The 15,391-nt window shown below is 41.7% G+C and carries 13 protein-coding genes; 7 read left to right on the forward strand and 6 right to left on the reverse strand.

What is annotated here, in order from left to right; genetic code table 11:
• Positions 1–60: 60 nt before the first annotated feature.
• On the reverse strand, positions 61–1,767 hold the full coding sequence (locus tag I1A42_RS23805; protein ID WP_196125452.1) for a phospho-sugar mutase: 1,707 nt from the start codon (positions 1,765–1,767) through the stop codon (positions 61–63).
• Between the two features lie 570 nt (positions 1,768–2,337).
• Here I1A42_RS23805 and aroG point away from each other — a divergent pair.
• Positions 2,338–3,390, forward strand: a complete 1,053-nt coding sequence (aroG, locus tag I1A42_RS23810; protein ID WP_196125454.1) for a 3-deoxy-7-phosphoheptulonate synthase AroG — start codon at positions 2,338–2,340, stop codon at positions 3,388–3,390.
• A 67-nt stretch (positions 3,391–3,457) separates the two neighbouring features.
• Here aroG and I1A42_RS23815 read toward each other — a convergent pair whose 3' ends face one another.
• Together I1A42_RS23815 and I1A42_RS23820 are read right to left on the reverse strand one after the other, a co-directional pair.
• Positions 3,458–3,931 (reverse strand): heme-degrading domain-containing protein, encoded by a 474-nt coding sequence (locus I1A42_RS23815; protein WP_196125456.1) that lies wholly within the window; start codon positions 3,929–3,931, stop codon positions 3,458–3,460.
• 189 nt (positions 3,932–4,120) lie between these two features.
• A complete protein-coding gene (locus I1A42_RS23820; RefSeq protein ID WP_196125458.1) occupies positions 4,121–5,443 on the reverse strand; it encodes an MATE family efflux transporter in 1,323 nt (440 codons plus the stop codon).
• Positions 5,444–5,741: 298 nt separating this feature from the next.
• Here I1A42_RS23820 and I1A42_RS23825 point away from each other — a divergent pair, with 298 nt between their 5' ends.
• The 4 genes from I1A42_RS23825 (at position 5,742) to I1A42_RS23840 (ending at position 10,707) form a co-directional block, all read left to right on the forward strand.
• Positions 5,742–6,821, forward strand: a complete 1,080-nt coding sequence (locus I1A42_RS23825) for a threonine aldolase family protein (RefSeq protein ID WP_196125460.1) — start codon at positions 5,742–5,744, stop codon at positions 6,819–6,821.
• Between the two features lie 59 nt (positions 6,822–6,880).
• Positions 6,881–7,096 (forward strand): DUF3820 family protein, encoded by a 216-nt coding sequence (locus I1A42_RS23830; protein ID WP_161157915.1) that lies wholly within the window; start codon positions 6,881–6,883, stop codon positions 7,094–7,096.
• Between the two features lie 344 nt (positions 7,097–7,440).
• On the forward strand, positions 7,441–9,744 hold the full coding sequence (locus I1A42_RS23835; RefSeq protein WP_196125462.1) for an alpha/beta hydrolase domain-containing protein: 2,304 nt from the start codon (positions 7,441–7,443) through the stop codon (positions 9,742–9,744).
• A gap of 306 nt (positions 9,745–10,050) precedes the next feature.
• Complete coding sequence (locus tag I1A42_RS23840) at positions 10,051–10,707, forward strand: gamma-glutamylcyclotransferase (RefSeq protein ID WP_161157913.1); 657 nt, start codon at positions 10,051–10,053, stop codon at positions 10,705–10,707.
• Positions 10,708–11,887: 1,180 nt separating this feature from the next.
• On the opposite strand, the gene I1A42_RS23845 is transcribed toward I1A42_RS23840, so the two are convergent.
• Positions 11,888–12,691: a MetQ/NlpA family ABC transporter substrate-binding protein gene (locus tag I1A42_RS23845; protein ID WP_161158579.1), complete on the reverse strand. Its 804-nt coding sequence runs from the start codon at positions 12,689–12,691 to the stop codon at positions 11,888–11,890.
• Positions 12,692–12,917: 226 nt separating this feature from the next.
• Here I1A42_RS23845 and I1A42_RS23850 point away from each other — a divergent pair, with 226 nt between their 5' ends.
• Entirely contained in the window at positions 12,918–13,241 is a 324-nt protein-coding gene (locus I1A42_RS23850) for a DUF1820 family protein (RefSeq protein ID WP_161158578.1), read from the forward strand.
• Positions 13,242–13,401: 160 nt separating this feature from the next.
• Here the strand turns inward: I1A42_RS23850 and I1A42_RS23855 are convergent, their stop codons facing one another.
• A complete protein-coding gene (locus tag I1A42_RS23855; protein WP_161158577.1) occupies positions 13,402–13,848 on the reverse strand; it encodes a DMT family transporter in 447 nt (148 codons plus the stop codon).
• 5 nt (positions 13,849–13,853) lie between these two features.
• Positions 13,854–14,288 carry a DMT family transporter gene (locus I1A42_RS23860; RefSeq protein ID WP_196125464.1) on the reverse strand — a complete coding sequence of 145 codons (435 nt, stop codon included), beginning with the start codon at positions 14,286–14,288 and terminating at the stop codon, positions 13,854–13,856.
• A gap of 98 nt (positions 14,289–14,386) precedes the next feature.
• Here I1A42_RS23860 and I1A42_RS23865 point away from each other — a divergent pair, with 98 nt between their 5' ends.
• A complete protein-coding gene (locus tag I1A42_RS23865; protein ID WP_196125466.1) occupies positions 14,387–15,322 on the forward strand; it encodes a LysR family transcriptional regulator in 936 nt (311 codons plus the stop codon).
• Positions 15,323–15,391 lie beyond the last annotated feature (69 nt).

Below are 15,391 nucleotides of genomic sequence, written 5' to 3' on the forward strand. Positions count from 1 at the left end.
CTTGGCATCGATGGAAATAAAAACGCCCCCATAACGGAGGCGTTAGTTTAAGGGAGAAAACTATACCAAACTATGTTGGTGTTCGGTAATTAGCATCGCCATCTGTTCATCGGCGTGTTGTTGTGCTGTTGCAAAATCAGCGTCAGCGCTGAATTCACCGACAACCTCGTAGTAACACTTGAGTTTAGGTTCGGTGCCGGAAGGGCGAACAATCACACGTGCACCTCCCTCTAAATGGTAAACCAACACATCACTTGCCGGCAGAGCGATTAATTCTTTGTCGCCATTGGCAAATTGCCGCTCACACAGTTTGTAATCTTCGGTTATTAATACTTTGCGACCCGCAATCTCCATTGGAGGAGTTTGGCGTAATTCATCACCGACTGGTGGGGCGGATGGATCTAAAGCAATACTGCGCTGAGCCGTGACATATAAACCATGTTGGTGATAGATATCAGCCAGTTCATCCCAAACACTTTTACCTTGTTGCTTGAGTTGTGAAGCCAGTTGTGCGAAAGCGACCAGAGTCGATAAACCGTCTTTATCCCATACCGTATTACCAATGGTGTAACCCAACGCTTCTTCATAGGCAAACATGAATGGATGTTGCTCTGTTTCGGTCTGCATTGCGACATTAGTGAGCCATTTGAATCCGGTTAGGGTTTGGTAATATTGCGCACTATAATGCTCGGCAATTTTGCTCAGTAAACTCGAAGATACAATGGTATTTCCGACTAAAGGTTGTGTTGGGCTCGCTTGTTTTAATAGGTAGTTACCTAATAATGTTCCTACTTGGTCACCAGTCAGCATTTGATAACTGCCATCCGATTTACGAGCAGCAGCGGCAAATCGGTCCGCATCTGGATCATTGGCGCAGGCCAAATCAGCATTGTGTTTAGATGCTAATGCCATCACTTTATCCATTGCGCCCGCTTCTTCTGGATTAGGGAAGTTAACGGTTGGAAAAGTACCATCGGGTTCGCGTTGTTCTGGAACACTATAAACCTTGGTGAATCCCGCATCTTTCAAGAGTGCTTCCGCCATCTCTGCACCTACGCCGTGCATAGCAGTATAAGCCAGTGAAAGCTGTTCAGGTTCATTAGATTGCTGCAAGATGGGCTGGCTATTAATAGCAGCACGATAAGTTTGGTAATAGTCTTCTTTCAACCAAACAAGTAAGCCTTGTTGTTCAGCTGTTTCTAATGACAGCATCGTCACATCGTGTTTTGCTGCTTCATCGATACTGACCGCAATGCCAGTATCATGAGGTGCAATAATCTGCGCGCCATTTTCCCAATAAACTTTAAAGCCATTATATTCAGGAGGATTGTGACTTGCAGTAACAACAATGGCTGCTGCTGAATGAAAATGCTTAACACCAAATGCAACAACAGGCGTTGGTGCTACTTTATAGGTTAAATAGACTTTTATACCGTGAGCGGTTAGCACTTGGGCTGCATCATAAGCAAACTGTTGAGAATCTGGTCGGCCATCATAACCGATGACCACTCCGCGCTGTTTTGCATCAGCGATTTGCTGAATCAAATAATTCGCTAAGCCCGCCGATGTCTCTTGAATGACTAAGCGATTCATTCTGTTTGGACCACAGCCCACTTTACCGCGCAAACCAGCGGTACCAAATTGAAGACGAGTTTGAAAACGGTCTTCCAATTCTGCAGTCATCTGTTCGTCGATAAGAAACTGCAGCTCTTCACGAGTTTTTGGATCAGGGTCTTTATCTAACCACTGAGTGACATAGCGCATCATAGGTGTCACCTTGCTCTGTTAATGGGTTGTATACCTAAGTATTTATAAGTTACTTGGGTAGATATCAAGTAAATTGTATGTGATCTTTCATTAAGATAATGCGCACGCAATCGATAAACGTTATGCAAAGATTCCTATTTATGCTGAACAAAATGTGTGTTATTACTCAAATTAACGTATCAATTCCTTGTTGAAACATAATTTTTTGTGATGCTATGCAATTAATTTTTTCTTTATCAGGTGTCTTAGGCTGTTTACCTGACCACGACGAACATGGAATTTAGGGGGGGTGTATAAACTTGATTTTAGTAATGTTATTGGAATTTATTTTATATTAATCAAATATTTATTTGGCTTACTTTTTCTTTGGTATTCTATTTTTTAGTGTGTATATATTATTTTACACATTGGATTATTTGTAAAGAAAGGCTAAATGTTGCCTTTTATTTTAAAAAGTGCTTGCGCTAGATTGAAAGACCCGATAACTTACAGGGACTGCAGCACAACTGCAAAAAGAGATTAATACCTAACGAACGATAATTCGTAGCGCACAACAGGACGAAGTAAGCAATGTATCAGAACGATGATGTGAAAATTAAACAAATTAAAGAATTATTACCGCCAATTGCGGTGCTGGAAAAATTCCCAGCAACTGATATTGCTGCTTCAACCACTTTTAATGCTAGAGAAGCAATCCACAATATCTTGGAAGGAAAAGATGACCGCTTAGTTGTGATCATCGGTCCATGTTCAATTCATGACACTGAAGCCGCTCTAGAGTACGGTAAACGTCTTAAATCGCTGCGTGATGAGTTAGGTGATCGTCTTGAAATCGTGATGCGTGTTTACTTTGAAAAACCACGTACGACTGTAGGTTGGAAAGGTTTAATTAACGACCCATACCTCAATGACACTTACGAAATTAATGATGGTGTTCGTATTGGCCGCAAACTGTTGCTTGATCTTACTGATATGGGAATTCCAACCGCGAGTGAATTCCTCGATATGATCACGCCTCAATACTTGGCTGACTTAATTAGTTGGGGGGCAATTGGTGCGCGCACAACTGAATCACAAGTTCACCGTGAGCTAGCATCTGGCCTATCTTGTCCTGTTGGTTTTAAAAACGGTACTGACGGTAACATCAAGATTGCAGCGGACGCGATTCGCTCTGCAGAATCTTCACACCACTTCTTATCTGTGACTAAGTACGGTCATTCAGCGATTGTACAAACAAACGGTAACCCATACTGCCACATCATCTTACGTGGTGGTAAAGAGCCAAACTACAGTGCTGAACATGTCGCTCAAGTGAAACAAAAACTTGAAGAAATCGGTATGCCACAAAAAGTAATGATCGATTTCAGTCATGCTAACAGTTCTAAACAGTACCAACGCCAAATGGTTGTTGCTCAAGATGTGTGTGATCAAATCGAAGCGGGTGAAAATGCTATCTTCGGTGTAATGGTAGAATCTCACCTTGTGGAAGGTCGTCAGGATCTTGAAGCAGGCGCAGAGTTGACTTACGGTCAATCTATTACTGATGCATGTATTGGTTGGGGTGATACCGAGAAAATGCTTCGTCAGTTAGCAAATGCTGTTGAAGCTCGTCGTAACCGTTAATTGTTAGACAGTGTTGCTTTGAATAAATAACAAAAGGTTTAGCCCGAGGGTTAAACCTTTTTTCGTTTTATTGATGCAAAAATGTGTTGATAGAGTCAAACACCAACGCATGATCTTCATGTGATGGTAATCCACTTGCACTCACTGCACCAATCACTGCTCCTGAGGTAAGACGCAGTGGAAAGCTCCCGCCATGATCGCAGTATTCCGCTTGATTAATGAAGTTTTGTTGTTCCATTCGAGCGCCCATTTTGTCATTACTCTGACCAACTAATAATGAGGAATGTGTCATACGCAGAACGGTATTACGTTTACGACGCATCCACTCTAGATTATCGGGAGCGGATTCCGGTAGAGATACTTGAAAAAGAACTTGGTTAAATGCATAGATTTCAAGAGCAACAGGTGCTTTTCTTTCTAGCGCTTTTTGATACAAGATGTTGCCTAAAGACCAAGCATCGGCAAAAGAAAAACTGGAAAAGCGTGCTTCTTGTTCTTGTTTTACGAGCGTATCCATATCTGGAATTGGTATTGAATTCATATCTTCCTCTCAAAAGTAAAAGCCTTGTGAGACAACAATACGCTGCTAGATTTGTGATTGGAATATAAATTTCATATTTTAAAGTGTGGAATTTATATTTCTTGAAGACGTGCACGATTAGCTTTTTAATTTTTGGGAAAGGTATAAAACAGAAACGCTCGCCTAGGCGAGCGTTTGAGGAGCTGATGACTAAGCTAATTGCATTTCCACTTTGCCCAGTGCTTTTTTATACAGAAAATAAGCGGTGATACCCGCTAGAATATTGCCACACAAGGCTCCCATGAATAAGCCGGGTAAACCACCCCATTGGGCTCCTAGCCATAAACAGGGTAAGAAAAAAGCGAACAATCGCAGTGCTGAAATGGTCAGAGCAACATACGATTTTCCTAACGCATTCGACACCGAGACCATTAACATGCAAATGCCTAATAATCCTAGACTAAAAGGCACAACGGTAAGGTGGCAGTACAAGATGTGGCGCACCTCTGGTTCAGAAGTCATTAACTGAGTTAATGGTGTGGCAAGTAGGTAAGCCAATGCAGCAATAACCAGTTGTGAAATAAAAATAAACTTGATCGCTATATTCACAAGCGAACGTATTTGAGAGAGATTGTTTGCTCCTAACATGCGGCCAACCATCGGTGGCAGTGACATCGTAAGTGCTAGAACAGCAACAATCGAAAAGAATTCGAAGCGAGAACCTAGTGCCCATGCTGCAACTGCTGCTGTGCCATAGGTCGCAAGTAACTTGGTCGCTAACATCGAAGAGAGTGGAGGCAATAATTGACTAAGCATTGCTGGTCCCATGATATGGGCAATATTGAGTACGCTCTTCTTTATATCGAGATCATGCCAATCGAAGCGCATCCAATGACGTTTAGCCACTCGTGGAGCGACAACCAAAATGCCAATAGCAAAGGCGATACTCGTTGCGATGGCTGCGCCATTGATTCCAAGGTCAAAAGTAAAAATGAACAGAGGATCTAAGACCATATTTAATAGGCTCGTGACCATCATCATAGAGCCCGGTAGCATCGTATTGCCATGGGCGCGGCATAGGCTGTATAAAAAATACAGCATCGCTCCAATCCATGCACTACACAACCACCAAATCCAATAGCTATCGATGATTGGAATTACCGTGTCAGGCGCGCCAAGTAAAGCGAGAATCACATGGCGAAGTGCATAGATAAGAACACCAAAAAGAGCGACACCTCCACCGCCCATGACGATAACTAATCCACCAAGGCGTTTTGCATAATCTTCTTTTCCTGCACCTATGGCTTTGGCTATAACGGCTGTGGTTGCGATGCCTAGCCCGACTTGAAGGCCGATAATGACCATTTGCATTGGCATCGTAAATCCTTGTACCGCCAAAGGTAATACACCGAGTTGGCCGATAAATGCACTATCTACAAGTTGAAAACTCATCAACGAGAGAACGCCGAAAAGCATCGGCCAAGTCATGGTAAAAAGTTGTTTCGCCAGCGGTGAAATAAGGGATTTTTTCATGTACGTCTTTTGTTTCAATATTAGAAGTGATTGATTTTTACTTGATTTATTGAGGTTAAAACCAATATCTTATTAATTAAGTCAAGTATAAGCGCGCGTATAGTAACAACCTATACGCCAATGAGCTATGGTTAACAGAAAATTGACCAGACTAAGTTTGCAGGTTTGTTAGTAGTAAATGGGCTAAAAAACCGCAATGATTAAATGAATATCTATCCTGAGACGGATAATTTTACCAGCATTATTGCCGTTTGGTACGGCAATAATGGAGAACACACTACTACATTGGATATTGAAGATGGCGACAGATTTACGCAAAAACTGCCACACTTTTCTTTCTGGAAACCACGAATTAAGCCCTGCGGAACTTTTTGCGCAGATGGCAGAATGGTGTTCGAACAATAGCGCCGATCACGACAGCTATGGAGAGGGAAAAACCATACAGCAGTTTGAGCAGAAGCTAGCGACGTTGCTGGGTTTTGAATCTGCGTTGTTTGTGATTACAGGCACCATGACTCAAGCGACAGTCCTAGAGATGGCGTGTCAAGAGAAGCATTGCCACAACGTGGCTTTACACGATACCTCGCATATTACTCGACACGAAGGGCAAGGTTTTCAACTGCAGAACCGCTTTAATGTGTTGCCTGTAGGCGATCGTTATCGCCCATGGAATGTCGAAGATTTAAAGCAGTGGCCTGACAACATTGCCGCTGCTGTTTATGAATTACCAATGCGTGAATTGGGTGGCCAGTTACCATCATGGCAAGAGCTAGAGCAAGTGAAACGTTATTGCCATCAGCATGGTATTCATCTACATATGGATGGTGCTCGTTTGTGGGAGGCTGGGCCTTATTACAATAAAGCTTATTCAGAAATCACACAGGGTTTTGATTCCGTTTATGTATCTTTATATAAAGGCGTCAATGGCTTAGGTGGTTCGGTACTATTAGGCGATAGTGCTTTGATAGAAAAAGCTCGTATGTGGATGCGCAGACAAGGTGGTAATGTTTATCATCGTACGCCTTATGTTGTAGCGGCTGCAATGCAGTTTGATGAGCGTATCGCGAGAATCGAAGAGCTCTTTGAGCGAACCGAACATGTATATCAAATTTTTCATGATTACCCTGATTTTACGTTGAATCCTGCTGTTCCTCAGAGCAATATGTTCCATTGGTATTTAGCTGTATCGGTTGAAAAAGCTAACGTTTTGCGGGATAAATTAGCGCAAACGAAAGGTATCTGGTTAGGGCACCCACAAAATGCACCACAGCCAGATCAATGCTTTATTGAATGGTACGTCGGTGATCGGCTGTTAGATATGCCGGATCATGATTTGATTGATATTTTGGAGTGGGTGAATGATTACGTGCATGCGTAATCCGAATGTTTGACCGAGGATATTAGCTCGGTTAACTGCTCAAATTCACTAGGTAACACATGTTAGAAAAAGAAAACATCCTTAAATTGGCGAGAATGAAAATGCCTTTCGGTAAATATGCCGGGCGTTGTTTGATCGATTTACCCGAGGCTTATTTGTTATGGTTTGACAAAAAAGGCTTCCCTGAAGGAGAGTTGGGTGAATTACTTAAATTGTGCTTGGCGCTAAAAATTGAAGGCCTTGATAGCGTGGTCAAGCCATTAAAAAGGATGTAATTAATGCTAGTAGAACTCATCAGTTAGGGTTCTATTAGCTTCTCATCTCATTATCAACCCCTCTCTCATTTTGCTCACCCCCGAGTATGTGTATGGCTGATTGGTATTAATAGAAAGTTGGCCTTTGCATATTCATCAACGAATCGAGACCAGGTCGAATAATGCAAGTAATGCTATTCTCCTTCAATGACTTATAAATATTTATATCAATTCATGGTGAAATTCTGTTAGTCTGATTTGTTCAAAATCACACAGCTATGTTTTGAATAACAATACTCGCTAGTCAGTGTTATTCAGCATAAACATGTCTTTTGACGAACATCTAAATATAAGGAGTATACGAGATGGGATTCTCAACGTATTCGATATCTATGTCGAATAGTCTTTCCGACCGAACGCTATATTCTCTTCATCATCTTCAAGCACTATTTTCTAAATCAACGGTATTGAATTCATTGGCCTTTGGCTCTGCAATATGCTCTGCGCCTGCTTTGGCAGGTAATGGTGCTCCTCACCCTGCTGGACTCATTCAAAATTTCGAAATTGTCTCCGATTCCCCAGCATTTAACGGGAATGTTCCACAAGGTGGTAAAACAGCTTATCGAGTCGTTAAAGGTATTGTTCATGGTGAACTCGACCCAAATGCTGCGGAAAATAGCAATATTGTTTACCTCAAGAATGCTCCGGTGAATAAAGAGGGCTATGTCGAATATAAAACTGATGTGGTTCTGCTTGTTCCGCAAAATATGCAGCATGCGAAACGTGCATTAATCTATGAAGTGGCTAATCGCGGCGGAAAGCTTGGTAAATATACCTTTATCGGTGGGGGGGAATTGGGTAAAGGTGAAGCACCTAATGGGACATTTCCATCATGGTTAGAGCAAGGGTATACCATCGTTTGGAGTGGTTGGCAGGGAGATTTACCGCTCAATGGACACAGCAGTCTTGACCCTAGTGCACCACTAGGTACCGATTTCCCAATTGCACGTCATTCAGATGGGAGTGCAATTACGGGAATGAGTCGCGAGGAGTACATCCCAGATATGGTTGGGAAAAAGACGATTAAATTGTCTTATCCTCCTGCGAATCCAAAAGATACTGAGCGCGCAAAATTGACGGCTCGCCAGTCTTGGCAAACAGAATATGGCCGCAATAATCATAGTGCGCAAAGTTATCAAGCTCCCTCTGTGGAAGTTTCCCAATGGCATTACGTTACTAACCAAGATGGGAGCTACTCAGTTGATTTTAAACGGCCAGAAACTGTGCCTGGACCAAATGGTAAGAAAGTCTCTCCTGATCAAGGCACGATATACAGTTTTGAATATCGAGCGAAAGATCCGCAGGTTAATGGGGTTGGGTTTGCAGCCGTACGTGATTTGATTACTTTCCTTCGCGAGCAAAAGTCTGATGCGAAGGGAAATGCCAACCCTCTTAACGAGCTAAAACAAGCACAGTGTGTCAGTGACCATTGTGATAAAAGCCAGAACTTTGATATAGCGATTGGTGAGGGGATTTCCCAGTCAGGACGTTACTTGCGTGGTTTCTTGTATCAGGGATTTAACCGCAGTTTGGATGGTAAAAAGGTTTTTGAGGGGTTAATGCCGATTGTCCCTGGGGGCCGCCGTATTTGGTTAAATTATGCATTTTCTCAACCTGGACGTTGGTCTCGTGCTCATGAAGATCACTTTATGCGTGGGTTTGATTTCCCATTTGCATATAACGTATTTACAGATCCTGTAAGTGGCAAAACCGACGGCATATTAAAACAGTGTCAAGCTACCCACACTTGCCCTAAAGTGATTCAGTTAGATGGTTCGTTTGAATGGTGGGGAGCAGGGGCTTCTTTAGTCACAACTGATGGTGACGGGAAAGACTTAGTGTTACCTGAGAATGTACGTTACTACATGGTTGCAGGTGCTCAGCATACAGGGAGCGTTGGGGTAACGACAGGATTCCCGCCATTTTCATCTTGGAATAAAACCTGTGCCTTGCCCGACAGTAGTATCGATCAAAATACGGTTGATCGAGCGCTGATGCACTCAATGATTGCTTGGGTAGCAAAAGGTATCTCTCCTCCGCCATCCTCTTATCCTCGAATCGATAAAGGTACAGCAGTGTTACCTAGCCAATTAGCGATGCCTGATTTAAGCCAGTTAACAGTGTACCAGCCAGATAGTAAAAAGACGGTATCGTTGAAAGTGCCATACTCTGGAGAGCTGAACCGGGTGTATCTAACAGATTATGAAGGTGCAATTCCTCATATTCATACAGATAAAGCATACCAACTTCGTGTTCCCGCCGTTGATAAAAATGGTAACGAAACCAGTGGTATTTTAACACCGGAAGTTGCTGTTCCTTTAGCAACATATATGGGGTGGAATTATCGTAAAGCTGGACATGCTTTAGGTGAGGCTTGTGATTGGTTCGGTTCTAGTGTTCCTTTAGCTGCGAACGACAACATTAAAAATCCGCACGATAGCCGCGCTTCTTTGGCAACGTTGTATGAAGGCAGAAGAGATTACCAGCACCAAGTCGCCAAAAGTGCAAACCAGCTTGTGCAGCAAGGCTATTTGTTGCCAAAAGATGCCTCTGATTTCTATCTACATAATGCGATGCAAGTGTCAAAGCTGCTTATTCCCAATCCATAGAGAGTTCGGCGGTTAACATCTCACTATGCCGTTAACGGGCCATAAGTGATGTGATTGAACACCATGAATCAAACAGCGACGTGATGTCGCTGTTTTTTTATTCCTACCAAACAATCAGTATGTTAAAACTATTTAAGTATACAATTGAATACATATACTCTAATGACCTCAAAATGTGGAACTTAGGGCGTTATCAACCAACATAGGTCAAGCTCAGTAACGGAAGGAGTGGTTATTTAGCGAAGGTATGTAAAGAAGAATCACGCGAAAAATACGAGCAATCACGTTTGAACGGAGGGAATAACAGTGCTGTCAAGAAAGGATATGGTTAGTGGTCATTTTTATGAAGAACATGCCAACACGCTACCAGCAGGGATGGTTTGGGATAAAAATAGTATTTACCAGTCACTGGTTGACACATTAGCCCAACGTGAATCCAATCAACCTGTTTGGGTGTTTGCTTATGGTTCCTTGATGTGGAATCCATTAATTACCATTGAAGAAATGCGCAAGGGCACCTTAAAAGGGTGGCAGCGTCGATTTAATCTGAAATTGATCTCAGGTCGAGCAAGTCAACAACACCCCGGACGAATGTTATCTTTGGATCATGGTGGTGAAACACAAGGCATGGCTTTTCGACTAGCAGATGATGATCAATTAGTTGATGAGCTTAAAGTGATTTGGACGCGAGAAATGATCACCGGTTTATACTTGCCCCGTTGGGAGAGTGTTAAGTTGACATCTGGAGAGACCATTCAGGCTATTGTGTTTGTTAGTAATGTCGCTCATCCCGACCATGTCCCAGACGAAAGCCCTGAGTCTGCATCTAGCGTTATTGCATTAGCGGAGGGATCAATCGGTACTAACACTGATTATGTGATGCAGCTTTATAGTACGTTGCAATCATGGTGCATAGAAGACCCCTATATTCAAGATGTGGTGCAGTGTTTAAATCATTCGTAAAGCTAAAGCGCTTTAATGTGTTAATGATATGGTAATACCGTTAAATAAAAATTATTCTCATCTACTATGAGGATGCATTTATTTGTGCCGTTACATAATCCCTAGTGCAATATTTCCAGATTAAGAATACTCTTTAATTTTATAGTTATTATTTATATCAACACCGATATAGTTCGTGTGAGAATGATATGCAATTATTATTTATTATATACTTGTCAAGATGGTTTATTATTGAAATTGAGAACTAATGACGTTGTTCTCAATATTAAGACAGTTTTTTGATATTAAATTAATTGACTAACCAAGAAATTAATAAGAATATGAATGCGTATATTGTGAAACGAAATTTATACACAGCTCGGTAGCCTATTTATCGAGCTTTTTTTTGTCTTAATATTCTTCCCATTATTACTAAATCATTTCTTAGTAATATTTTTTATAACATTTCCCTTTTTCCTCATTTAAACAGTGATGAATCCTTAGTTATCTTTCACCTGATGGTATCCGTGTGATTTTATTTTTCGTGTTAAAAAAAGTAGTAAAGACAATAGGCTATAAGTATAGATATCACGATGTTAAAGGGAATTAATCATAAAATATCGATATTTTCTAATAGGTAATCTACCAAATTTCACTGATTTAAATAGAAATGTTGTTTATCAACATAGAACTATCTATATATTTGTCATCTTGTTTTTAATCGATTAATAAGTTTTTGTTTTAAGTAGGGTAAATAATATGACCATGTGAGCGTTATAATGCACACGGTGAATGATAAAATAAATTCTAACGGGGAACTCATTCTCAGCTATTATTGATGCCCTGTACTAGTACAAAACATATAAATACAGAATAATATCGTGCTATTTCTCTTTATTTAAAGAAACAGCACGTCTAAGTTGTGTATTCAGTAATGCAAATATATCCAAATTCCCTCAAGATGTAGGACTCAAAGCGTCATCAACGAGTCGAGGTCAAGCTCTGTTACGGAAGGAATGGCATTCTCTTTCAACGCGATAGGTATAAATCCGCATATTTTTCATTCGAGTAGAATATGCCAACTGACGTTGTCTTCTTTAAATTTGTCCCATTAATAGAGTATTTAGCTTCATCGGCATTGTAAAAAAAACGCCCTTCAGGTGAAGAGCGTAAAAAAGTTTTGAGCAATTAACTGTAGTATCTAGAAAGCTGGCTCAATCGTGCCTTTAAAGGTTTTGTCTAAGAAGGCTTTGGTTTCTTCAGATTGAAAAATCTTCATGAACTTTTTGTAGTCTGCATTATCTTTGTCTTTAGCGCGAGCAGCGACAACCATAACAGCCAGTGGTGCATCTTTAGGTTCTAGATAGATGCCTACTTTCTTTGGGTCTAAACCGGAAGACATCACGTAATTCATAGTGATAGCAGCAGCATCAACATCATCAAGAGTGCGCGGCAACTGGGCTGCATCAATTTCAATAAATTCAATATGTTTTGGATTATCAATAACATCGTTGATGGTTGCGTTGTAGCCCACACCTGTTTTTAAACGAATCAGTTTTGCACTTTGTAAAAGCAATAAGCCGCGACCTTCGTTGGTTGGATCGTTAGGGATCGCGATACGAGCATTGTCTGGCAGTTCACTGAGTGATGACACCTTACGTGAGTAGATGCCCATACGCATTAAAATAGATTGACCGATAGACACTAAGTTAGAGTCGTGGTTTGCATTGTAGTTTTGTAAGAATGGCAAGTGTTGATAGCTGTTTAAATCAATACTGCCATCAGCCAGTGCGGCATCTGGCGTCACATAATCGTTAAATTTAACCACAGTGACTTTTAAGCCTTGTTTTGCCGCTTCTTTAGCGACGGCTTCAACCACTTGAGCGTGAGGACCCACGGTCGCTCCCACTTTGATTTCTTTGCTCTCTTTATCGCCACAGGCGCTCAGTCCAGCGGTTAAGATGAGTGTTAAGCAGATGTGCCCAACAGTTTTAAATCCTTTCATGATGTTCTCCCCAAAATAAGACGTATAGCCATCTAAACGCCCATCATAATGATAAATGGGTCTGTTGCAACAAGATTCGGTATTCCGTTTGGTTATAGTATGGATCTGCTTGAATTTTCACCGTTCACCCCAATATCATCAGTAGATAGAGAAAAAGGGAGTTTAGATATATAACTCTTTGAAATGTAATGGTGAGATGTATTAGGTACAGGTAAGAGAGTGTACTATGAGTCAAAAAAATCAGTTATATAAAGTGTCTTTCATTCAAGCGGGTCAGCGTTACGAAGTGTATGTTCGTGAAGTTGTGACGAGTAATCTATTTGGGTTTGTTGAATTGGCAGATTTTGTGTGGGACAACCATTCCTCTATTGTGGTTGACCCCAGTCATGAACGATTAAAAGCCGAGTTTGCTGGTGTTGAAAGAACCTATGTTCCATTGCACAGCATTTTACGTATTGACCAAGTAGCGGAGCAAGGTTCTGCGAAAATTGTCGACTTGGGGGATAAGGTCGCACAATTCCCCAGCCCCATTTATACGCCATCACGGTAATAAGTGAATAGTTAATCGGTTGCTCATCTCTATATGATGTATCGTATCAATAGATAATTTCTTGGTTTTTTGATTATATATGCTAGTCAATAATTGTGCTCCCCCGATACCTAACGGTATCGGGGGAGCAATAGAAAAGACTGGTGTTTATGAAGTGCTATTACTCTTTTTTATTGCTTGAATGAATAAAGAAGAGGGCGATGCCCAAACAGGCAACAGCGGCTAAACGAGTTGTAGAGAATGGAATAGTATCGTTGCCCAGCCAACCAAAGTTATCAATGAGCATGCTCATTGCAAGCTGACCAAAAATAACAGCCACAGTCGCTACAGCGGTTCCGATACGTTGCACCGCGAACACCATGATTAAGATGTACGGCACGCCACATAACGCACCAAGTAATTGCCATTTCGGCACATCAAATAGAGTGAGTGCTTGCTTAGGTTCAAAAAAGAAAATGAGCAAAGCGGTAACAATTGCGCCAACTGAAAAGGTTAAAAAGGCACTACGAAATACCCCAACCTTGCTACCTAATTGCCCATTACACGCAGCTTGAATACTTAGCACGGCGCCGCCAATAACGGCTAATAAAATCATAAGAATGGTCATGATGATTACCCCTCAGCCATTAAAATCAGTGCAGCGATAATAAAGAGCAGCGCGATAATACGTTTTTTATCCACTTCACGATGCGGTACACCAAACCAACCATAATGGTCGATGATAAGGCTCTTAAATATTTGTCCTGCTAAAATACCGACCATAGTCAGCGCGATACCAATACTTGGGGTCGCAAAGGTCAAAATAACCACGTATATAGGACCGAGAACGCCACCAATGAGTGTCCAGCCTGGTTGTTCAAAAAAAGAGGGGCTGTTGCGTGGGCTGAAAAATAACATCAAAAGAAACGTCAGTGCGGCACCGACACCAAAAATACTTAATGTGGCCCATAAGCCACCCACTTCCGCACCCAGTGGTCCAAGTAAGCCAGCTTCGACTGACAAACTCATTCCCCCAAGCACTACGAGTAAAATCAATAATAATTGCATGGTTTGTTCGCTCCAAAATTGCAGGGGTGGAGAGTACATTAGGGAATAATGTTAAAAAACGTTATAATTCGGTAATCACTTTTGCAGGAATTGCATAAATGCAGAATATCAGTGCGGTTAATGTCCGCTCCTTACAGTTTTTTATTGGGGTGTTTGATTCTCAGAGCTTCTCTATCGTAGCGAGGCGTGAAGGGGTTTCTGCCTCTATGGTGTCGAGGATCATCAAACAACTCGAAGATTCATTAGGCCAACAGCTCTTCTATCGCAATACGCGTGCGGTTATGCCTACGGAAGCAGGGCGCTTATTTGTTAATTATGCGCGCAATGTCCTTGAGCAACTCGGAGAAGCGCAAAAAGAACTGCTCGAACGCCAAGAGGAGCCAACAGGGTTAGTCCGTATTAATGCCCCTGTTTACTTTGGACAAAAACACATTGCGCCGTGGTTATCGGGATTGGCAGATCGTTATCCACAACTGACGATTGAATTGATTCAAACGGATGATTTTATTGATCCACATAAAGATGCCGCGGATGTGCTTTTTCGGATTGGGACACTCAGTGATTCATCATTTCATGCGCGAGTGTTTGGCACTCAGCATTACTATCTGGCGGCTGCACCAAGCTACATTGAAAAGCATGGTATTCCTACCGACCCTAAAGAATTAAACAAGCATAAGAGCCTTGTTTATAAAGGTTCGTCTGGTCAGAATCGTTGGCTATTTCGTCAACATGGGCAAGAGTGGCAGCAGTACGAGGTCACCCCATTACTTGCTTCGAACAACGCGGAAACGTTGGTCAGCTGCGCACTGCAAGGGATGGGCGTCGTGCTGTTCCCTGATTGGTTAATCAGTGAGTATCTGCAAACAGGTCAATTAGTGCGCTTGTTATCCGATTACCATACTGCGGTTCATACCGAGCCTCAGCATATTGCGGCTATCTATCCTTATGCTCGTCATCCATCTTTAAATGTACGAGCAGTGATCGACTACTTTGTCGAGGTGTATGGTGAGCCTTTATATTGGTTAGTAAAATAGTAAGGGAGAGTGATACGCAGCACAGGAGCCGAAGAGTATTTGATACATTACTTATTTCGATTATAAGAA

This window comes from Vibrio nitrifigilis (genome assembly GCF_015686695.1).
GTDB lineage: Bacteria > Pseudomonadota > Gammaproteobacteria > Enterobacterales > Vibrionaceae > Vibrio > Vibrio nitrifigilis.

What these genes read in the sequence shown, in the direction of transcription:
- I1A42_RS23805 (WP_196125452.1), bottom strand. Translation starts at nt 1,767, where the DNA reads ATGATGCGCTATGTCACTCAGTGGTTAGATAAAGACCCTGATCCAAAA.
- aroG (WP_196125454.1), top strand. Translation starts at nt 2,338, where the DNA reads ATGTATCAGAACGATGATGTGAAAATTAAACAAATTAAAGAATTATTA.
- I1A42_RS23815 (WP_196125456.1), bottom strand. Translation starts at nt 3,931, where the DNA reads ATGAATTCAATACCAATTCCAGATATGGATACGCTCGTAAAACAAGAA.
- I1A42_RS23820 (WP_196125458.1), bottom strand. Translation starts at nt 5,443, where the DNA reads ATGAAAAAATCCCTTATTTCACCGCTGGCGAAACAACTTTTTACCATG.
- I1A42_RS23825 (WP_196125460.1), top strand. Translation starts at nt 5,742, where the DNA reads ATGGCGACAGATTTACGCAAAAACTGCCACACTTTTCTTTCTGGAAAC.
- I1A42_RS23830 (WP_161157915.1), top strand. Translation starts at nt 6,881, where the DNA reads ATGTTAGAAAAAGAAAACATCCTTAAATTGGCGAGAATGAAAATGCCT.
- I1A42_RS23835 (WP_196125462.1), top strand. Translation starts at nt 7,441, where the DNA reads ATGGGATTCTCAACGTATTCGATATCTATGTCGAATAGTCTTTCCGAC.
- I1A42_RS23845 (WP_161158579.1), bottom strand. Translation starts at nt 12,691, where the DNA reads ATGAAAGGATTTAAAACTGTTGGGCACATCTGCTTAACACTCATCTTA.
- I1A42_RS23850 (WP_161158578.1), top strand. Translation starts at nt 12,918, where the DNA reads ATGAGTCAAAAAAATCAGTTATATAAAGTGTCTTTCATTCAAGCGGGT.
- I1A42_RS23855 (WP_161158577.1), bottom strand. Translation starts at nt 13,848, where the DNA reads ATGACCATTCTTATGATTTTATTAGCCGTTATTGGCGGCGCCGTGCTA.
- I1A42_RS23860 (WP_196125464.1), bottom strand. Translation starts at nt 14,288, where the DNA reads ATGCAATTATTATTGATTTTACTCGTAGTGCTTGGGGGAATGAGTTTG.
- I1A42_RS23865 (WP_196125466.1), top strand. Translation starts at nt 14,387, where the DNA reads ATGCAGAATATCAGTGCGGTTAATGTCCGCTCCTTACAGTTTTTTATT.